Raw genomic sequence first — 19,918 nt, 5'->3', positions numbered from 1 at the left:
CTGGATTCAGTAAAACGCAGGATAGGGGCGGCCCGACGGTCGCCTCGTATCGTTTGTCCTATGATCGGTCACCGCGTCTTTGATGTTGCCTTTCCACCGAACATTTCTTATATTTGAGCAATCTATGAAACCAACCTCAAGAAATATCGTAATATGACGGAAATCACTGATGTCTTCGCCCGCGAAATCCTCGATTCACGCGGCAACCCGACCGTAGAAGTAGAAATCGTCCTTGCGGGCGGGGCCATGGGCCGTGCCTCTGTGCCCTCTGGCGCCTCCACTGGCGATAGTGAAGCCCTTGAACTGCGCGACGGCGACGAATCCCGTTACCTCGGCAAGGGAGTGCTGGACAGCGCGGTTAAGAATGTCAATACCAAGATCGCCGATGAGCTGGTTGGCCAGGACGCCATCTATCAGCAGTCCATTGACACCATGCTGATCAATCTCGACGGCACGGACAATAAGTCCAAGCTGGGTGCCAATGCCATCTTGGCGTGCAGCCTCGCCGTTGCCAAGGCAGCCGCCGAAGCCGTGGAACTTCCTCTTTACCAATATCTTGGCGGTGTGTCGGCGAAGATCCTGCCGGTGCCCTTCATGAACGTCATCAACGGCGGTGCCCATGCGGACAACCCGCTCGACTTTCAGGAGTTCATGATCGTCCCCCGCGGCTTCCCCACCTATTCGGATGGCCTCCGCGCCGGTGTCGAGACCTTCCATAACCTGAAAAAGGTGTTGAAGAAGGCCGGACATTCCACCAATGTGGGCGATGAAGGCGGCTTTGCCCCCAACATCAAATCCCATCAGGAAGCTATCGAAGTCATCATGAAGGCCATTGAACAGGCGGGCTACCGCCCCGGCGACGAGATCTATATCGCACTGGACTGCGCGGCCTCTGAATTCTATGATGCCAAGACCGGCAAGTACAACCTCGCCTGTGAAGGCAAGTTGCTGGATGCTGCCGAGATGACCGACTATTACGCCGACCTACTGAACAGATACCCCATCATCTCCATCGAAGACGGCCTGTCCGAGCACGATTGGGATGGCTGGAAACTGCTCACCAACAAACTCGGCAAGCGGGTACAACTCGTCGGCGATGACCTGTTCGTCACCAACGTGACGCTTCTGCAGCAGGGCATCGAGAAGGGCGTGGCCAACTCGATTCTCGTCAAGCTGAATCAGATCGGTTCCCTCTCCGAGACTCTGGACACAGTCGATCTGGCCCGCCGTTCAGGCTACACGCAGATCATCTCCCATCGCTCCGGCGAGACCGAAGACACCACCATTGCCGATCTGGCCGTGGCCACCGGCTGCGGTATGATCAAAACCGGCAGCGCATCCCGCACGGACCGCATTGCCAAGTACAACCAGCTTCTGCGCATCGAAGAAGAACTCGGCGACGACTCCATCTACTTCGGCGCCATGTGGAAATAGTTCGCGTCGCAGACTACTTCACCCATCGCCGCGCGGGGTGTCCTTACCCCGCGCGCAGCAAGATCAATAGTTCGAGCGAGGCATCGATGGTCTCAAGACACTTCGTTCTGACGGCCGTATGTTTGATGGTGCTGGCGGCCGTCGCTCTGGCGCAGGACAAGACCGCGACCGAGAAAGCCGCGAGCCAAAAAGGCTGGGATGATGCCTGGTCGATGAGCAGTGCGCTCGTGGTCAAGAACTATTTCGGTCAGGTGTACTATCCCCATGCGATGGCGCTGCTCGATGCCGAGAAGCAACTTGATTCAGGGACGGCCCCGGCAGAGTTCCTCAAGAAGCTGTGTGCATTGCCCGGAGTGAAGGCGGCGGTACTGTCGCGACACAAAGGACAGAGCGTTCAGTTCCCGCAAGCGACCGTCAAACTCGACAGTTTCGACGTAGCCGTGTTCAAGCGGATGAAAGGCAATCCGATGCATCCGGTTGCCCCGATGATGCATCGCACCGTGGGCGGCAAAGTGCGCTCCGCCGAAGTGAGCACGGGAATCGGCACTGCCGATTTGCTGGTCCGATACATCGCGGCAGATACGGCACAGTCACCTGCCGCCGCAATCTCGCTCGTCATGGACCCGAAATGGCTTATATCACAAATTCCTTCCGCAATGGACAGTCTCTACCGTGAAAACAGCCAACTCCTGTTTTGCGCGGCATCGCCCACCAACCATCTTTGGGAGCAATCCCTCGGTGTGGTCGCCGACAAAGACACCCTGTGGTGGACCGGACGCAAGGATGTAAAGATCACCAACGTCCAATCCCTCGGGCCGTTCTCCGGCATCGACGTTTATTCCTATGTACACACGCTTGAAAAGAAGTAGCAAAGATGTCTGCCAAGGTCGTTAAGCGCCGCTGGTTTTTGCGGCCCATTCCCATTCTGGTCATGGTCGCGGTCATCGGCGTGACGGCCTGGTTCAGTGCCGGGAAAGAGGGCCTGTGGGCCAGCTATAAGCTGTTTCAGACGCGCGAGCAACAGATGAAGCAGATCCGGCAGCTTGAAGCCCGCAAGAAACAGCTTGCCGAATATCTGGCCGCTCTGAAAGCCGGCGATGAAGTCGCGATGGAGCGCGCCGCGCGAGAACTGAACCTTGCCGCGTCCAACGAGACCATCTACAACATTCAAGTCGAACCGACAAAGCGGTAAGCGCTCAGGTGTAAAGAATAGCAAAGCCCGGTCTGATCATCAGACCGGGCTTTACATTTTTCGGTAGCAACCGCCCCGTACTATATCTGCTGCACAGAATTGGCCTTGTCTTCCGGTGGGGCTTTCTTGTAAATCTCCGCATACATATCAAGCGTTGCCTTGAGCAGCGACGCGATGACCGGACCGAGGATTACCCCCCAGAAGCCGAACATGGCAATACCCCCCAGCGTGCTGATGAGCACAAGCAATTGATGCAGATTGATCGCCCGCTTCACCAGATAGGGCCGCAACACATTATCCACATGGCCAATCACGCCCCAGCCCCAGGCCAGCAGTCCGATCCCCAGCCACAAATGCCCCACCAGCATGACAATCACCGCCGCGGGAATCAGAATAATCTGCGCCCCCACCGCCGGAATCGCCGATGCGAACGCGATCATCACACCCCAGAAAAAGGGCGAAGGAACTCCCACCGCCCAGAATCCAAGTCCTCCCAGTGTCCCCTGCACTGCGCCAATCACGACCAGCGTCGTCAGCGAACTCTCCGCCGTTGCCAAAAAATCGTGAATCAGCCGCTCCGACTGATCCGGATGGAGCGGCAGCATCCGCTTGAGCCACCCGATAAACGCGGGTCCATCCACATAAAAGAAATACAGAGTGTACAGCGTGACAAACAGCAGCAGTCCACCGTGAAAAATTCCTCCAGCCGCCTTCTGCAGAACTGTGATCAGCAATGTGCCGACCTGTCCGGACAAGGCCTCGATTCTCTGTGCAATATCCTGCGCGGAGAATTCATACCCGAAAATCGCCAGGCTGTTTCCCCGGCTCAGTATGTCCAGTTGCTGCTGCAAAAGCTGCCGCGACGGCTCGAACCACTTCTGCAGAGTGTCGGCCATCGTCGACGCATCCGCCGCCGCCAGTGCCAGCAGAATCGTGATCGGGATGATGATCACCAGCAGCGTGCCGAGCAGCGCCAGGCCTGCTGCCCCGCCGGGCTTGCGCACGCGCTTGAGGATCCGCTGATACCCCTTGCGGGTCATAGTCCAAAGCATGATGCCAAGGATGACGCCGATCAGAAGATCGCGCACCATGATCAGAAACACGACCAGCAGCACAACCGTCAGCGAAATGATAAACGACCGCTGGTGCTTCTGGACGTCGGCGCCGTTCTCAACCACCGGCGGCATGCCTTCAATCATCGCCATGGAGATGCTCCCTGTTACAAAAGAAAAACCCCATCGCCAAAAAATAAACGACAGGGCCACACATACCGAAGGGGATCGACGCCCTCACTTCTTACCTTTGATCTCGTCCAGCCGCTGCTGTGCCGCCTTGGCTTCGTCGGCAAAGGGATATTTGGTGATCAGACTCTGCCACACCTTGCGGGCTTCACGGTTGTTGCCCTCATTGCGGTAGCACAGGCCGATCTTGAGCATGGACGCGGGAGCCTTGGCGCTCTTCGGATCCTTGGTCAACACCTGCTGGTATTCCTGAATCGCTTCATCATACCGCTTGCGGGTATAATACGTCTCAGCCAATCCATAGCGGGCATCGTCCGCCAGATCGCTGGTCGGATAGTTCTCGAGGAATTGCAGGAATCCCACTTCCGCCAGATCATAGTTGCCCATGGTCAGGTCGCGCTGCGCCGCATCGAAATAGTCCGTGCCCATGCCGCCGCCGGCTCCGGCCTTGCCCGTGTCCGCCGGCACTTGCCGCCGCAGATATTCTTCCAACGGCGCCAGCGTCCGGTTCAACCGGGTGACCAGTTGATCGAACTGCGCGGTAATCCGTTCCATCCGCTCCCGCAGAGCGCTGGAACCATACTCGGAATTGGTGCTCATCGCAAGCATCTGTGCCCGCAGGGAATCGAGGGTCCGCTGCTGAAGAGCCTGCTGCTGTTTAACGGAATCCACGCTGGCGCGGATGTAGGCGGTATCTTCCTGCAATAGGAGTGCTTGCTTGCGGGAGGCGCAACCGGCCAGAAGGACCAGAGCGCCCAGCAGGAAGAGGCCCGTCAGGCGGCCGGCGGAAAGCCGGAGCTTTCCGCCGAACCGCTGATCGAGAAAATAGGCCATGTGATCGGTGTAGACTATTTAACCTTGAAATCGTCGCGGCGGTTCTTGGACCATGCCGCTTCAGTGTGACCCGGATCGGTCGGGCGTTCCTTGCCGTAGCTGACGGTGCTGACGCGAGCTGCATCTACACCGGCGGCGACGAGGGCGTTCTTGCCGGCTGTCGCACGACGCTCGCCCAGCGCAAGGTTGTACTCCGCGGTGCCACGCTCATCGCAGTTGCCTTCAACGACAACCTGCCACTGCGTCCACTTGCGGAAAATGTCTGCATCCGTGGAGACCGACGTACGCTGGTCGGCGCGGATGTCGCTCTTGTCAAAATCGAAATAAACGGACTGGATACGGCCTCTGTCAGCTTCCATGGCGGCCCGCATCTCGCGCTCGGCCTGACCTGTCGTGTCCGGCGGCGGCGGCGGCGGGGTTACGGTCTCAACCTTCGGCGGCGGGGGAGGAGGCGGGGCTTCCTTCGGCGCATGCTTCTTGCAGCCCGTGGCGGCGAACGCCAGGGCGATGATCAGAACTGCCACGATGGGCAGTGCACGATTTCGGAATTGCTTTGTCATGTTCTCTCCACGAAATATGGTTTGGATAGGGCTAATGATGGTTTACGCCACGATCTATGTGTACCCAGCCCTCGCGGTAGCCCGATGCCGGGGATTGTATTAAGCCTCTCTTAGGAAAGTCGTGTTGTTCGCCGATGCGAACCTGTGTGCCGTGCCCTCCAGTGTCGATAAACGCGAAGGAGATCCGTATTCCTTCATCCCTCCGCCTTCATCCTTCGGTTCAGATTCCCCTCTTTCCCAGCGTCTTCAGCACCTTGTGCTTGTAGTAGGAATAGAAGTACAGACTGATGGCCTTAGCGCCCGGCTTCAGCGTGTAGTTGGAGGTCATTATGCCGGACGTTACGATTTTCTCGCCGTGCTTCAGCCAGTTCTCCACGGCTTCCCAGTCGGCATTGTAGGTCAAATTCCAGAAGCCGTATTTCTCAATCAGCTCCCGCTTGTGCAGATACTCATTGAGGTCGATGCCGGTGAAATAAGGCTTCGGCGAAATGCGTTTCAGCAGCAGTTTGCCTTCCGCACTGCGGACGCGCGAGGCGCTGTAAGCAAACGATGCTCCGCTCTTCTTCATCGCCGCAACCAGCGACTCCAGGTGATTCGGCTCCCACCAGTTGTCATCGTCCAGATAAGCAATCAGCGGAGCATCGGATGTCTGAATCGCCAGGTTGCGCCCCACGTACCCGAACCGGTCACCCGGTTCCGAAAGTTCGATCAAGCGGAAACGTCCATCCGGCAGCGCATAGCGTGCGGCCAGTTCCCGCGTCTCCTCGCACAGTGGACAATCTGCCCCCTGATTGCACTGCGCCTTTACTACAATGTGCTCGATAGTGCCGTAGGTCTGGCTGCGCACCGCCTGAATGGTGCGTTCCAGATTGTCCACGCGATGGTCTCCCGCCCAGCGGTGGAGCGTGGGAGTGCAAACTAAAATGCGTTCCTGCGTCATGATCCCGCGCTCAGTGGCCGCGCTCTCCTACGGTGGATGAGGCGCTGTCGGCGAGCGCCGCCGCCGGACCAAACTGCGGCTGAGCCGCGTCCATCCCAAAGGTCAACTGCCTGGGGTTGCTGCCGTCCCAGTTGCAGGTCCAGATCGATGACTTGCCGCTCTGCGTCACGGTGAACGCCAGCTTCATGCCATCCGGTGACCAGCTCGGATCGAGTGCCCACGCGCCGGTCGCGCTGGCCGCGTCACCCGTAATCCGCCGCTCGTTCGAACCATCCGGAGCAAGGGTAAAAATCTGAAAGCCGATTTCGCGGCTGGCAAAGGCAATCAAGTCGCCGCGCGGTGACCAGCGGCCGGTCTCGTTGTAATTGCCGGCCATCGTCAAACGCTGCACGTTGGCTCCGTCCACGTCCATCCGGTAGACCTGTGGATCGCCGGTGCGGTCCGACGTAAAAACCAGTTCACGCGAGGTCGGTGCCCAGCTCGGCGACGTGTCGATGCCGTAGCTGAAGGTAAGCTGCGTCCGGCTGCTCCCGTCAAGACGGCAGCGGAAAATTTCCTGATTCCCGCCGGTCGATGCCGAATAAGCCACCCATTCACCGTCGGGCGAAACCGAAGCGGCGCTGGTAACCCCGGACTGCACCACAAACGGCGAAATATGACCCGAGCCAAGAGCATACTTGTAAAGGCACGCGTTGCCCCCACGGAACGACGTGAAGATCAGTGCGCTCCCGTCCGGCGTCCACGTCGGAGACATGTTCACCGTATTGTCACTGGTCAGCGGATGCGGATTGGCCCCATCCCAGTCCATAATCCACAAATTCTTTCCCCCGCCCGCGCGCACCGCAAACACAATCCTGGACCCGAAGCTGCCGTTCTCGCCGGCAATCATCTTCGTGATCCACGCCGCGATCTGATGCCCGGCGCCGCGCATATCTTCGGACTTGAAGGTAAAATCCTTGCTGTGGATCGGCGCGTTAATCGGCGGCTGAAAAATCGCAATGCTGGCCGATGCGCCATTCCAATCCGACGATACCGTGCCCTGCACCCGTATCGCGGTCGAACCGGAAAACGTGCGCAGCGTGTCCCACTTGGAGCCGATCTTCCGCACTTGCAGAATCGTGTCCGGCGGCAGGTCCTGTGGCTCAATCACGTTGAAGTAACCGGAGTACGCCAGATCCCCGTCAATAATTCCCCGCAGGGAAGCCGGCAACTGCCCGGCAAAGGCGCTGTCCTGTCTCGCGTGGAACGGCATCACACAAATCGGCGCGCGGCTCACCGCATTTACGCGGGTCCGCAAGGTATCCATCTGGGCCGATGCTCCCGCTGCCATGAGTAACATTGCACATGTCAGCGCACACCAAAGCCGCAGGGACGTTTTTTCAAAGAACATTCGGAATATCACCGGCATCTTATCTGCCGGTACTCGGATTGATGACGAATTCAAAATAGATGTCCAACCGGCCCTGATCATACTGCGATGGAAGAGGAGGGAAGTGTCCCGCAGCCCGGATCGCCCGCTCGGCAGCCTGATCGATGAGCAGGTTGCCCGACGACTGTGCCAACTTTACGTTGGAAATGTCGCCGCCCTTCATAATGGTAAAGGTCATGCTCGCCAGCGACTGGGCACGAACGCCCGGAGGTGGACGGAAGTTCTGGGAAATCTTGGTCTGGATCACCGCTAGATAGTAATCGTAGTCGAAGCCGTTGCCGACCACAATCGTCCCCGCCGGCCCCGAAACTTCTTTGCCGTTGGGCATGCCCGGGTGCTTGGAAGGATTCTGCGGCTGTGTCGGCAGTTTGGGAACCGTCTTGGAGGGCGGCTCTTCGGGCGGCGGCACTGGCTTCTTGGTCTTGTCGACCTTGGGAAACTGCATGGGCCGCTCGTCCGGCGAACCTTCGCCCTGCGGCGGAGCCACCGGATTGCCGCGCGGCAAGGGCAGTCCCTGCGGCTTGATCAGCTTCACCACGGTTGCCGATGGAAGCGCCTTGGCTTTGGGCTCGCTGGCCATGCTGGCCCAAATCATCACCGCTACGGCCAGCGCATGCAGGCCGAGCGAGGCGAAAAACGACCCGCGCAATGCATTACCTCCGGCGACCGTGCTGCGACTGCTTCGGCTCTGCCACCAGGCCGAGATTCAACACGCTGTCCTGCCGCAACACGTCGATCACATTCAGCACCTTGGAGTACGGCACATCGCCGTCCGCCTTCAGAAACACCGGTTCCCCGGCATTGCTGGAGTAGATCTGCTTGAAGGACACGTCGAAGCTGGACTCATCCACCGGCGTATCGTCGATGGTGATCGTCCCGTTCTTCTGGATGACAATCGTCACGCCTTCCTTGTCCGTCGACTGCGCGGTGGCCGCCTGCGGCACGGCGATATCCAGCGAACTCTTCATGATCGGCGCCGCCACCATGAACACAATCAGCAGCACCATCGTGATGTCCACGAGGGACGTCACGTTGATGTCCGGAATCGGACGATAAGGAATCTTGACCTTGGGACGCGGAATCATGGGATCACCCGCGAACCGGCGGACTGCTTGCCCTTCGCATAGCGATCCACCGCAAAGGCCAGATCACTGCCGAACTCTTCGGCGCGCTCCGCTTCCTTGCGCAGCCAGTTCGAAAAGAAATTGTACGCCACCAGCGCGGGAATAGCCGAAAACAGGCCCACCGCCGTGGCAATCAGCGCCTCGGCAATACCCGGTGCCACTACCGCGATGTTGGCGCTGCCCCACACGCCGATCCGCTGAAAGGCGGTGATAATTCCCCACACCGTGCCCAGCAGCCCCAGAAACGGACCCGCCGAACTGCATGTGGCCAAAAACGGCAGAAACCGCTCGGCGCGGTTGAGTTCTTCCGCCACCGAGCGGGCAAACTCCCGGCCGATCAATTCCCCATCCATCGCCCCCTCGCCGCCGCGCTCGATGATGTCCCGGTGGACAAACATGTACGCGCGCGACATAAACGACTGCGGATAGCGCCGCGCTTCACTGCTGAGCGCCCGCGGATCAAAGGTTGACCACCGGTAACGCGCCATGCCTTTGTTGGCCGAACGCACCCGCGCGATCAACAGGAATTTGTCAATGATGATGGTCCAGGAAACCACCGACATCACGGCCAAAACGGCCAGAATAAACTTTGCAAAGGGAGAGGCGACCTGCACCAGATCCCAGAAACTGCCTCCGCCGGGCGTCATCTTGATCTATCCTTAGAGAAATGTTGCTCTTACTCACTATAGGCGGATCTTTATCCATCTTCCGTCATATGGTACAGCAATCGAAATATACGTGTTTACCCGCAAATTGTCAAGTTGCATTAAATTAACCAGCTTAAAAACCCCTTCAACTGGGACGGTTTTTAAGCAAAACTGTGGGGCTGCATGCCTCTCCGAAGGATAGCACCGACGCCACTCCCGACAACCGCGCCACCACCATCAAATAAACCCAAACCGGGATTTCCTGGTTATGAATCCACGGCACCAGCACCGGGCGGCCACGGTAGGCCTCCCAATCGATGCCCTTCAGCTTGGTGCGGAAATCCTTTTCCCGCACCATTCCCGGACCCAGCATGTCTTCAAGCGGAAATCGCAGCAGATTGGCGGCAATGTGCTCTGCGGGCAAAGGCCCTGGGGTCAGGTCCGTTGTGCGGCTCTGTAGTCGATTCTCCATCTTCACGTCTCATATCTCCGGTCTTCAGCCATTAATTGCCATTACTACTACTCTCAAACTGGAGGGAATAGTCCCTCTCGCCCAACTTCTCGATGACAATCCGGTCGCCCACGCGCAACGCCTTCTCGCCTGTCCAGCGCATCCAGCCGTGAAACCGCGAGCGATTGCGGATCTGCATCTTGGTCTGGTCAATATCCGTCACGATGTCAAATCCAAGGTCAGTATGCAAAGTGACCGGATTCCCTTTGCCGCTGCCGATGGAGAAGGCATCTTCCGGAAAAATATCCGCAAAGTCGAACACGTTCAGATACCGTTCGACAAACCAGACATTCTCCGGTGTGACATCAACCGTTATTCTTTTAATTGGTGTCATGGCGTTAGAGTTCCGTATCTACGCATAAAACAAAGCGGATCCTCCGAAGAGAGACCCGCTTGCGGAATATCTACCATCACAATGGCAGGCGGGTTGGCTTAGCCGGAGAAACTCTGGCCGCAGCCGCAGCTCTTCGCGGCGTTGGGATTGCGAAACACAAATCCCGAACCGTTCAGCCCATCCTCAAAATCTATCTCCGTACCGTTCAGATAGAGATAGCTCCGCGTGTCGCACACCAGCGTGATGCCGTCCTGCGTGAACTCCTGGTCTTCCTCGCGGCTCTCCGAATCAAACCCCAGGACATACTTCATGCCGCTGCAGCCGCCGCCGCGCACACCCATCCGCAGCTTCCAATCGGATTTCGATTCCTTCGTCATAATTTCGCGCACTTTGGCTGTCGCGGTCGCCGTCAATGTAATCATAAATTACTACTCCTCAAGATCGCTTGCTGTGTTTCCGCACGGTACGAGCTGCGCACCATCGCGCCCGCCTGCACGTGCCTTAATCCGACGGATTCCCCCAGATGCTTATATTCAAGATAGACGTCCGGATGAATAAACTCCAACACCGGCAGATGCTTCGGAGACGGCTGCAAATACTGTCCAATCGTAAACAGTTCGCCCCCCGCGTCCGCCACGTCCCGCATCACCTGCACCACTTCGTCTTTGGTCTCACCAAGACCCACCATGATGCCGGATTTTACCGTCATGCCCAGCTTCCGCGCGCGCCCCAAAACCTGCAAGCTGCGCCAGTACTTGGCCTGCGGCCTGACCGTCACGTGCAGCCGTGACACCGTCTCCATATTATGCGCGAACACTTCGGGTTTAGCCTCGCACACCAGCTTCAAGCTGGACTCGCTGCCCTTGAAGTCCGGCGTCAGCACTTCCACTTTGCACTGTGGATTCAACTCATGAACAACGCGAATCGTTTCGGCGAAGTGCCCCGCGCCGCCATCGGCCAGTTCGTCGCGGTCCACCGATGTGATCACCGCGTACTTCAGCTTGAGAGTCCGGATCGCTTCTGCCACCCGTCGCGGCTCACCCGGATCCAGCGGCAGCGGCCTGCCCGTTTTCACGTTGCAGAACCCGCAGGACCGCGTGCAGGTGTCGCCCATAATCATAATCGTCGCCGTTCCCCGGCTCCAGCATTCCCCCCGGTTGGGGCAGCGGGCCTCCTCGCAGACCGTATTAAGCTGCGAGCCTTCCATCAATGTGCGCACCTCGTGATACGAGGCATCCGAGGACATCCGCACCTTCAGCCATTCCGGCTTGCGCGGCGCCGTTTCCGTATGGTCATTCCGTTCCGTCTGTGGAACGGAATCCCTCTCAACAATAGCCATGTTCTTCGTTACTTTCTGCCTCGCCACGCAAGGTGTTCTTACCCCGCGCGCCGCAAACTACTCCATTCATCCGTGTCAGCCCAACAAAGCGCCGGTCTTTTCGGCGATGAAATCCCGCACGTGTTCCAACAGCCAGTGCGGGGTGGACGCCGAACCGGTCACACCGATCACATCCTCGCTCCGGAACCACCCGACGTCGATCTCCGCCTCGGTGACCACCAGATACGATCTCGGGTTCACCTTGCGGCAGACGTCATACAAAACTTTGGTGTTCGAACTCTTGGTGCCGCCCACCATGATCAGCACATTCACCTCGGCGGCAAACTTCTCCAAGTCCCGGTCGCGCCCCACCACAAACCGGCACAGTGTATTCTCCACCTGCACCTCAACGCTCGCGCAGCGTTCCTTGATCCAGTCGATCCGCTCCTGAAACCACGGACGCGCTACCGTGGTCTGCGCCAGCACAAAGGTCTTGCGGGAAGGATCAAGCTGCTCGACGTCGCTCTTCGCATAGACCACCTGCGCCTGATGGTCGCAGTGGCCGATGATGCCGATAGTCTCGGGATGATGCGGCTTGCCCACAATCACCACCTGCTCGCCCGCCAGATAATGCGTCCGCGCAATCGTCTGCGAGCGTGTCACCACCGGGCAGGTGCCGTCGATAATTTCGATCCCCAGCTTCTGCGCCTTGTCATAAGTCTCCGGCGGCTCGCCATGCGCGCGGATCAGCAGCTTCTTCGTCCCGTTGGATGATCCTTCCAGCACGTCGTGGCTGGTGCCGGACAGCCCCAGTTCCTTCAGCCGCCCGATCTCCACTTCGTTATGGATCACGTCGCCGAGGCTCACCAGCGGCTCGCCCGTTTCGGCAATCTGCTGCTCGGCCATCTTTACCACGCGGCGTACTCCGCCGCAGAATCCCGCGCGGGGATCAATCAACACCTTCACTTCGTTCCCCCGCCATGCATCTTCCGCGCCGTCGCCGCCAGAATCGCCGCCGTGTTGACCAGCGGCTCGCCGCGCAGCAATGTGCCGATGGCTTCGGCAAGCTGCCGGTCGGTCAGCCCGCAGGTTTCCAGCAGCGTATCCCGCGCACCGTGCTCCACAAATTCATCCGGCAGATGCAGCGCCGCAAAACCGTTGGTGCAGCCGTGCTCCTGCATGTACAGCGCCACGCTCGACCCGAATCCGCCGATCACCGTACCCTCTTCAATGGTCAGAATCTGCTCGTGCGATGCCATGATCGTGCGCAGCATCTCTTCATCCATCGGTTTGACAAAGCGGCAGTTCACCAGCGTTACAGCCATCTCTTCGGACGCAATCGCCCGCCGCGCCGTTTCCACCATCGTTCCTACCGCCAGTACGGCCAGCTTACGCCCTTCGCGCAACACTTCCCACTTGCCGATGGGCAACACGTCCGGCTCAGACGTCCAGTCGATCACATCGGGAGCCTTGTCGCGCGGATACCGCACCGCAAACGGGCCGTCCTTGTATTCCAATCCCGTGCGGATCAGATTGCGCAATTCCTGTCCCGACCGCGGCGCGCTCACCACCATCCCGGGAATCGAGGACAGGTAGGAAAGATCAAAGCACCCGTGATGCGTCGGTCCGTCCTCTCCCACCAGTCCCGCGCGGTCCAGGCAGAACAGCACCGGCAGATTCTGAATCGCGCAGTCATGCAGAATATGATCGTAGGCCCGCTGCAAAAATGTCGAATAAATCGCCGCCACTGGTTTCATCCCCGACGCGGCCATTCCCGCCGCAAAGGTCACGGCATGGCCTTCGGCGATGCCCACGTCAAAGAAATGATCGGGAAATGCCGCGCTGTACTTGACCAGTCCCGTGCCCTCTTTCATCGCGGCGGTAATCACCACCACGTCGCTGCGCCGCTCGGTCTCCTGAATCATCGCTTCCCCGAACACGTCCGTGTACGGCAGCGTCGGCGCCTGCACCGATGGCGCGGGTTTGGGTTCCACCTTCACCGGCACCGGAATGCCCTTCACTCCGTGGTACTTCACGGGATCCGCTTCGGCCACCTCGTAGCCCTTGCCCTTGGTGGTCAGCACGTGCACAATCGCCGGATGCTTGTGCGCGGTCTTGACGTTGGAGAAGATCTCCACCAGTTCGCGCAGATTGTGCCCGTCGAACGGTCCGAAATACTGAAATCCGAATTCCTCGAACAGCATCCCCGGCGCGACCGCCTGCTTGAGTGCGCGCTCCGCCTTGTGCGCCAGCCGCCGCATGGCGCTCGAGCCAATCGGTGCGTTGCCCATCATCAGCCACAGCTCATCCTTGAGCTTCGACAACCGCGGGTTGGTTTCCATCTTCGCCAGAAAATACTTCACCGATCCCACATTCGGCGAGATGGACATGCCGTTGTCGTTCAGCACCACGGTAATGTCCCGTCCCGAACATCCCGCGTTATTCAAGGCTTCATAGGCCAGACCGCCGGTGATGCCGCCGTCGCCGATGATCGCCACCACGCTGTGATCTTCGCCCTTCATGTCGCGCGCCACCGCCATGCCGTAGGCCGCGCTGATGGAGGTCGACGCATGTCCCGCGCCAAACGTATCGTATTCGCTTTCGCCCGGCTTCAAAAATCCCGAAAGCCCGTGATGCTGGCGAATAGTATTCAGCCGCTCGCGGCGACCCGTCAAAATCTTGTGAATATACCCCTGATGCCCCACGTCCCACACCAGTTTGTCCACCGGAGTGTTGTACACCGAATGCAACGCCACGGTCAGTTCCACCACGCCCAGCGACGCCGCCAGATGGCCGCCCACCGCCGTAATGGTATCCCACAATTCCTTGCGCAGTTCCGTGCAGAGCAATTCCAACTCTTCCATGCTGAGACTGCGCAGGTCCGCCGGGCACAATACCCGGGGCAGTACCGGCAGAAGGACTGTCGAATCCGATGGAACGGGTTTCGTGGGGTTCACGATGAAACCTCAGTTGACTTGGTATTCAGCCCCGTGACCTCGTCCGCCACAACGGGCCGGGTCTTCTTGGCGCGAACGGGTACTTTGCCGCGCAGTTGGCCGAGCGCCCAGAACAGAAACGCTCCTTCCACAACCATGTACGCCAGAATCTGCCACGGCACGCCGGGAGCCGTCCCCGCGCCGTAACTGTGCAGTCCGGAAAGATAATAGTTCACGCCGTAATAGGTCATGATCACAATCGGAAACGCGCCCACCGAATACGCCGCCAGTCCCCGCCAGCCCAGCCAGCCCGCGCTCCGCCCGTGCAGCAGCGCAATGTAGACAAACCAGCAGATCAGCGCCCACGTCTCCTTCGGATCCCAACCCCAGAACCGCCCCCAGCTCACATTGGCCCACACCGCGCCCAGCAGAATTCCCGTCACCAAAAGCAATGTGCCGACCTGAATAATCCGCAAATTCGCCTTCGTCAACTTGGACAGCGACGGTGTTACTTCACCCTTCGATCTCACACCGCTGATCAGCACGCCATGACCGATGCCCATCGCAATCGCAAAACAGGCATAGCCCGAGAGTGTGATAATCACATGGTAGTTCAACCAGTAACTTTGCAGCGCCGGCACCAGCACGTTAATGCCGCGATCCAGCGCCGCTGCCTGGGCAATCGTCAAAATCACCGCGCCCAGAATCCCACCCACCATGCCGAAGATCCGCTCGCGCTTCGCCAATTCATAAAGCATCGAAATCAGCACCACCGCCCAGCCAATGGCCAGCAGCGATTCGTACATGTTGGTCCACGGTGCGCGGCCCGACACATACGCCCGCATCGCCATTCCGGCGGTGTACAGCACAAATCCCGCCGCCAGCCCCATCAGCCCCGCCGTCTTGAAGCGCTCATACCCCTGCCGCAGACTGAACAAGAAACCCGCAAAACCCAGCGCCAGCAGCAGCCGCGCCCACCAGAACGGTTTCAACCGGTTGTACCAATACTCCCACGCCAGCTTGCTGAACACCACCGGCTGCGGCAGCATCTTCTGCTGCACCTCGGCAAACATCCTGGCCGAAATGTTGAAGATGTCCCCACGGTTCTCCCGCACCGAGTTGTACAGTCCCGCCCACGCCAGGGTCAGTGTTTGCAGCGTGTCCGATACCGTCTTTGAATTGGAATCCAGCAGCGCCGAATCGCTGAACATCGCCACCACACCGGGCATGGAGCGCCACGTGTTCTCTCCGTCTGCCGACGCCGCCGCCGGAACAAACAGCGGAGCCTCGTGCGTAAACACGCCGCTCAGCACGTTCATGTGATCGAGAAATTCCGCCGCCTTGGTCTGCACAAACGACGCCTTTCCGCCCGCCGCTCGCGCGTCCTCTCCCGCCATCGCCAGCGTCATCAGCTCGCGCGCGTCCTGCATTTCCGCAAAGGAAAAGCGGCTCCCCGTATGATCCTCGAGCTTGAGTTCGCTGCGCAGCTTGCCCTTGGGCAAATACAGCAGCGGCTGGCCGTGCCAGTAATCCCCGTCCGACATCCAGCGGAAATACGTCTCCACCGGATGCTGTCCCTCATAGGAGGCCTTGCCGCAAATCGCGCTGACCGTTTCCCGCGCGAAGGAATCCAGCGGCTTAATGCGGCCATTGGCCTGCACCGCAATTTGCCCGGCCAGATTCCAGTCAAACCCCTTCAATTCCGCCGGAGTCGATGACTCGCCATAGGCGGCTGCCGCAAAAATAAACCCAAGAATAATCGCAAAATATCGGTTCAAGGAACTGCTCATATGTTTGAGGCGTCGGGCGAAGATGCGGCGGTCTCCCGCTGGGGTGCCTGTGGCCGCGCCGCGTTGGGCGGAAATCTGCGCTTCAGATAAGGTTTCAAATAGAAAATGCCTGCCATGCCCAGCACCAGCAGCCCGCCGCCGAAATACATCAGAATAATTCCCGGATCGGTGGCAATCCCCAGCACCGTCGCCCGGCGTCCATCGGGCAGATCCACAAACGACGCCTGGCTGATCTTGTAGCCGTCGTACACTAACGGATGATTGAGCACGATGTCATAATGCACCGTGTCAGTGCGTGCCGGATCCCACACATCCACCCGCGAGCGGAACATCCGCGTCATCTCCGTTCCCGGATATTTGAGCTGGTCGAACTTCTTCAGTTGCAGCGAAAACGGCAACTGCCGTGTCTCGCCGTTGACGATCTCCAGCGTCTTCCGGTCGATCTGCTCGAGGGCATATACATTGGCCGCGTCCCCTTCGGGAATCATCATCTGTCCATGCAGTCCGAAGCGGTGCGTAATCACCGAGGCCGCCATGATCAGCAGCAGCGCAATGTGCGTTGTGATCCATCCCGCCTGGTGCGGCTTGTACGGCGCTCGCCGCAGCGTGCAGCCAATCAGGTTCAGCGCCAGCAACGCCACCAGCCCGTCGAACCACCACGTACGGTACACCAGCACCCGCGCCGCGCCATTGGAATAAGCCGTCTCCACGTAGGTGCCCACGGACATCACAATCGCCAGCAGCACCAGCAGCACAATCGTCACCTTCACCGACGCGAAAAACAGCCAGATCCGGTCCAGGGTACGGGAGGTGGGCATCCGGTTACTCGAACACCACTTCCGAAAGGCCCGGTACGCGCTCGATCAACATTAGCCGCAGGCCGCCTTCCATTCCTGCCATTCCGCCGCCGCAGCCGTCGCAGGACTCGCTGGAAAACTCCACGTGTGCCACACCGCCGCGCACGGAAATCAGTCTCACCGTGCCGCCTTCGCGCTGAAAAATCGGCTGCAAAGAGGCCAGCATCTTACTCACGTTTTCCGCCATGGTCCGGTCGGTATCGGTGATCGCATCCGCGCCGGGAAGGTTGATAGGATTAATACTCATGCCGTCCTTAGGATTCGTGTCCGGTTCTGTAAGCTGCCGCGCGCAGCGGGAGGCGTTATTCCTCCCGCTGCGTCGGGATAATTTCTACTTCTTGGAGTACATCATTTCCATGATCTTAGTGGCGTCCTTGGGACCGGTGACAAGGAACATGGCGAACTCCACGCTCTTGTCGTCCTTGATCGTGTAAACGTACTTCACGTCCTCGTCCTTCTTTCCCGTAGAAGGATCGTCCATCTTGCCCAGCAGACTAATGACCTTGCCCGAGGCGTCCGCCGTCCCGGCGGCCGTGCTGATGGTCGTGCCCATGTTGTCTATCCACGTCATCTGATAGACCTTCTTGAAATTGTCATAGCCCATCAGGCCGCGGCCTTCATAAGGCATGCCCATCATCTCGCCGTGATGCACGAATTGCAGATAGCGTCCGTCCAGTATCATCTCGTTGTGCGCCGTGCCGGGTTTCATCGTCATCGGATCGCCCTTCGGATCCATCCAGAATTGACCGGTGATCGCCCAGTCGCCTGCCATCATTTTCAGCACGTCATGCTGCGGACCGGGCTTCATCGCGGCCATCATCGCCGCCATATCGGGCTGGCCGGCGGGCGGAGTCTTGGCCTTTTCCTTGGTCTGCGCGCCGGCGAACACGGCAAGGGCGAGTACGAGGCTCAGGACGGTGAACATTCGATTGAAAGAACGCATGGAGACTTCTCCTTCTCGGAAATGAGATTTGCGGGTGGAACGATTCTTCGACTATCGTCAACGGGCAAAGCCCGTTGGATTCTTCCTAAGCGGCCATACCAGGCGATATCCAGTCGCGGCGGCCGCCGTTTTGCTAAGCAGCCCTGCGGCCTCTCAGGACACCAGCCCGATCTGCCTCAGCAGACTGTTGATGTCCCAGTACTGGCGGATATTCACCACCTGCCCATCCTCCATCTCGAAGATGGACACGCCGGGGATCTCGACAGAACGGTTGGTCGGCGCGATATCGCCGGTCGGGGACTTGAGCACGCCCTTATGCGTGCCCTTAAGCAGCCACTCATTCACCACCGTGTCATCCTGCGCCGTCTGATGGGTTAAGGTCACCTTCATGTCCGGAAAAGCGGTCCGCAGGATCCGGATGTAATTCAAAACATTGTCGCGCCCGCGGAAGGTCGTATTCCACGGCATATTCACCATCACACTGTTCTGCGCATATAGATTCGTCAGTTGATTCAGGTCGCCCTTGCTGATGATGGCATAAATGTCCTTCGAAATGGCGACGTTATCGGTTTCGACGTGAGCTGGCATGAATAGATATCCTCATATTTCGGTTAATCAGCCTGATCGCGAGCGAAGGATGTGCTGGCATGGAGCGCGGTCAGTCGGCGCTTCAGGCCGGTCATGCCCCTTCAGAGCGCGTGGCGCTCTTCGGACAGGTTGATCACACCCAGTTGTGTCATCAGCGACAGGGTGTCGAAATAGAGATGCGAATCCGTGAACAATCCATCCTTGACCTTGAGAATTTCGCACAGCGGCACTTCCACTTTGCGGCCCGTCGGCGGGATGTCGCCGTTGGGAGTCATGAACACGCCCTTGTGGGTTCCCTTGGCGACGAATTCCGTCACCACCTCGTCGGCGCAGGCTATCTGCCGCTTCACGTCGAGCGTCATGTCGGGAAAAGCCGTGCGGAAGTTGCCGATGAAGCCGATCACATTGTTGCGGCCCTTCATCACCTCTCCCGTGGACATGGAGGTCATCGTCGCGTTGTCCGAGAAGTGCTGTGCCAGCTTGTTCAGGTCGCCCTTGGTAAAGAGGTCGTAGCCTTCTTTTGCCAGCTTGGCATTGTCTTTGTTCTCTGCCGTTGCCATCATCCATCTCCTCATGATTACAGTGTGCACTCAGGCCGGATAGGCATATCGCCGGTAAATAAGGTGCCGCGCGCCCGCGGTAACTGCCGCGGGACGCGCCTGAAAATCAGTAGGTGTGATGCTCTTGCGTCAGGCCGATCCCCAACTGGGACATCAGCGTGGCGGCGTCGAAATACTCGTGGATGTCCACAATCTTGCCATCCTTCCACTGCAAAATGTGGCACACCGGGATCGTAATCGTCTTGCCTGTCGGCGGAATATCGCCACTCGGGCTGTGGAACACCCCCTGGTGGATGCCCTTGCCGACGAACTCGCTCAGCACAAGATCCGCACACGCAACCTGCCGCGTGGGAGAGATCGTAGCATCAAAGGCCTGCTTGTACTGGCGGAAATAGTCGATAATCGTGCTGGGTCCCTTCAACGTCTGGTCCATGGCGGCCAAATACAGCGTTGCGTTGTCCGTCAGCGTCATGCGCATGCGTTCCAGGTCGCCCTTGTTGAAGCCGTCATACACGTCCTTCAACTGCTTGAGATTGTCCTTCTCGTTCCCTGCCATAAATCAGCCTCCTCGTGATAACACCGCGTTTCTGTTTGCAGTCTGTGAAGAAACAGGTACCGTGTGCTTCGGGCACACGCCGCAGGTAGTGTTGCAGTGTAGTAAGGATCCGATAAACGCAGGC

Annotated in this window: 24 protein-coding genes; 3 read left to right on the top strand and 21 right to left on the bottom strand. The window is 58.8% G+C overall.

Annotated elements, in window-relative coordinates:
* Positions 1-153 precede the first annotated feature (153 nt).
* The 3 genes from eno to VGL38_16180 all read left to right on the top strand — a co-directional run bounded on the left by eno (position 154) and on the right by VGL38_16180 (position 2,626).
* On the top strand, positions 154-1,434 hold the full coding sequence (gene eno / locus VGL38_16190) for a phosphopyruvate hydratase (GenBank protein HEY3296974.1): 1,281 nt from the start codon (positions 154-156) through the stop codon (positions 1,432-1,434).
* 86 nt (positions 1,435-1,520) lie between these two features.
* Positions 1,521-2,303, top strand: a complete 783-nt coding sequence (locus VGL38_16185) for a hypothetical protein (protein HEY3296973.1) — start codon at positions 1,521-1,523, stop codon at positions 2,301-2,303.
* 5 nt (positions 2,304-2,308) lie between these two features.
* On the top strand, positions 2,309-2,626 hold the full coding sequence (locus VGL38_16180; GenBank protein HEY3296972.1) for a septum formation initiator family protein: 318 nt from the start codon (positions 2,309-2,311) through the stop codon (positions 2,624-2,626).
* An 80-nt stretch (positions 2,627-2,706) separates the two neighbouring features.
* On the opposite strand, the gene VGL38_16175 is transcribed toward VGL38_16180, so the two are convergent.
* The 21 genes from VGL38_16175 to VGL38_16075 all read right to left on the bottom strand — a co-directional run bounded on the left by VGL38_16175 (position 2,707) and on the right by VGL38_16075 (position 19,794).
* Positions 2,707-3,831, bottom strand: coding sequence for an AI-2E family transporter (locus VGL38_16175; protein ID HEY3296971.1), 1,125 nt, complete (start codon positions 3,829-3,831; stop codon positions 2,707-2,709).
* Positions 3,832-3,915: 84 nt separating this feature from the next.
* Positions 3,916-4,701 carry a tol-pal system protein YbgF gene (ybgF, locus tag VGL38_16170; GenBank protein HEY3296970.1) on the bottom strand — a complete coding sequence of 262 codons (786 nt, stop codon included), beginning with the start codon at positions 4,699-4,701 and terminating at the stop codon, positions 3,916-3,918.
* Between the two features lie 14 nt (positions 4,702-4,715).
* Positions 4,716-5,261, bottom strand: coding sequence for a peptidoglycan-associated lipoprotein Pal (gene pal, locus VGL38_16165; protein ID HEY3296969.1), 546 nt, complete (start codon positions 5,259-5,261; stop codon positions 4,716-4,718).
* 220 nt (positions 5,262-5,481) lie between these two features.
* Complete coding sequence (locus VGL38_16160; protein HEY3296968.1) at positions 5,482-6,201, bottom strand: glycosyltransferase family 2 protein; 720 nt, start codon at positions 6,199-6,201, stop codon at positions 5,482-5,484.
* 10 nt (positions 6,202-6,211) lie between these two features.
* Entirely contained in the window at positions 6,212-7,540 is a 1,329-nt protein-coding gene (locus VGL38_16155; GenBank protein ID HEY3296967.1) for a hypothetical protein, read from the bottom strand.
* Positions 7,541-7,610: 70 nt separating this feature from the next.
* Entirely contained in the window at positions 7,611-8,279 is a 669-nt protein-coding gene (locus VGL38_16150) for a TonB family protein (GenBank protein HEY3296966.1), read from the bottom strand.
* A 4-nt stretch (positions 8,280-8,283) separates the two neighbouring features.
* The gene (locus VGL38_16145; protein HEY3296965.1) at positions 8,284-8,715 is read right to left on the bottom strand and encodes a biopolymer transporter ExbD; all 432 of its coding nucleotides are present in this window, start codon (positions 8,713-8,715) and stop codon (positions 8,284-8,286) included.
* Positions 8,712-9,401, bottom strand: coding sequence for a MotA/TolQ/ExbB proton channel family protein (locus VGL38_16140; protein ID HEY3296964.1), 690 nt, complete (start codon positions 9,399-9,401; stop codon positions 8,712-8,714). Before VGL38_16140 ends, VGL38_16145 begins: the two co-directional genes overlap by 4 nt.
* A 145-nt stretch (positions 9,402-9,546) precedes the next feature.
* A complete protein-coding gene (locus tag VGL38_16135) occupies positions 9,547-9,873 on the bottom strand; it encodes a DUF2480 family protein (protein ID HEY3296963.1) in 327 nt (108 codons plus the stop codon).
* Positions 9,874-9,904: 31 nt separating this feature from the next.
* Entirely contained in the window at positions 9,905-10,246 is a 342-nt protein-coding gene (locus VGL38_16130) for a hypothetical protein (protein ID HEY3296962.1), read from the bottom strand.
* A 98-nt stretch (positions 10,247-10,344) separates the two neighbouring features.
* Entirely contained in the window at positions 10,345-10,668 is a 324-nt protein-coding gene (gene erpA, locus VGL38_16125; protein ID HEY3296961.1) for an iron-sulfur cluster insertion protein ErpA, read from the bottom strand.
* The gene (gene lipA / locus VGL38_16120) at positions 10,665-11,585 is read right to left on the bottom strand and encodes a lipoyl synthase (GenBank protein ID HEY3296960.1); all 921 of its coding nucleotides are present in this window, start codon (positions 11,583-11,585) and stop codon (positions 10,665-10,667) included. Before lipA ends, erpA begins: the two co-directional genes overlap by 4 nt.
* Positions 11,586-11,660: 75 nt before the next feature.
* The gene (locus VGL38_16115) at positions 11,661-12,530 is read right to left on the bottom strand and encodes a 4-hydroxy-3-methylbut-2-enyl diphosphate reductase (protein ID HEY3296959.1); all 870 of its coding nucleotides are present in this window, start codon (positions 12,528-12,530) and stop codon (positions 11,661-11,663) included.
* Positions 12,527-14,521: a 1-deoxy-D-xylulose-5-phosphate synthase gene (gene dxs / locus VGL38_16110; GenBank protein HEY3296958.1), complete on the bottom strand. Its 1,995-nt coding sequence runs from the start codon at positions 14,519-14,521 to the stop codon at positions 12,527-12,529. Before dxs ends, VGL38_16115 begins: the two co-directional genes overlap by 4 nt.
* On the bottom strand, positions 14,518-16,278 hold the full coding sequence (gene ccsA, locus VGL38_16105; protein HEY3296957.1) for a cytochrome c biogenesis protein CcsA: 1,761 nt from the start codon (positions 16,276-16,278) through the stop codon (positions 14,518-14,520). Before ccsA ends, dxs begins: the two co-directional genes overlap by 4 nt.
* A gap of 8 nt (positions 16,279-16,286) precedes the next feature.
* Entirely contained in the window at positions 16,287-17,108 is an 822-nt protein-coding gene (locus VGL38_16100; protein HEY3296956.1) for a cytochrome c biogenesis protein ResB, read from the bottom strand.
* Between the two features lie 4 nt (positions 17,109-17,112).
* Entirely contained in the window at positions 17,113-17,394 is a 282-nt protein-coding gene (locus VGL38_16095; protein HEY3296955.1) for a NifU family protein, read from the bottom strand.
* Between the two features lie 84 nt (positions 17,395-17,478).
* Positions 17,479-18,090: a DUF1579 domain-containing protein gene (locus VGL38_16090; GenBank protein HEY3296954.1), complete on the bottom strand. Its 612-nt coding sequence runs from the start codon at positions 18,088-18,090 to the stop codon at positions 17,479-17,481.
* A 153-nt stretch (positions 18,091-18,243) separates the two neighbouring features.
* A complete protein-coding gene (locus VGL38_16085; GenBank protein ID HEY3296953.1) occupies positions 18,244-18,678 on the bottom strand; it encodes an ester cyclase in 435 nt (144 codons plus the stop codon).
* A 101-nt stretch (positions 18,679-18,779) separates the two neighbouring features.
* Positions 18,780-19,241, bottom strand: coding sequence for an ester cyclase (locus VGL38_16080; protein HEY3296952.1), 462 nt, complete (start codon positions 19,239-19,241; stop codon positions 18,780-18,782).
* Between the two features lie 103 nt (positions 19,242-19,344).
* On the bottom strand, positions 19,345-19,794 hold the full coding sequence (locus VGL38_16075; GenBank protein HEY3296951.1) for an ester cyclase: 450 nt from the start codon (positions 19,792-19,794) through the stop codon (positions 19,345-19,347).
* Between the last annotated feature and the right edge of the window lie 124 nt (positions 19,795-19,918).

It is taken from the genome of bacterium (assembly GCA_036504735.1).
GTDB lineage: Bacteria > Electryoneota > RPQS01 > RPQS01 > RPQS01 > DASXUQ01.
The sequence above is the reverse complement of the archived record's forward strand: the minus strand, read 5'-3'. Positions and strand labels throughout refer to the sequence as shown.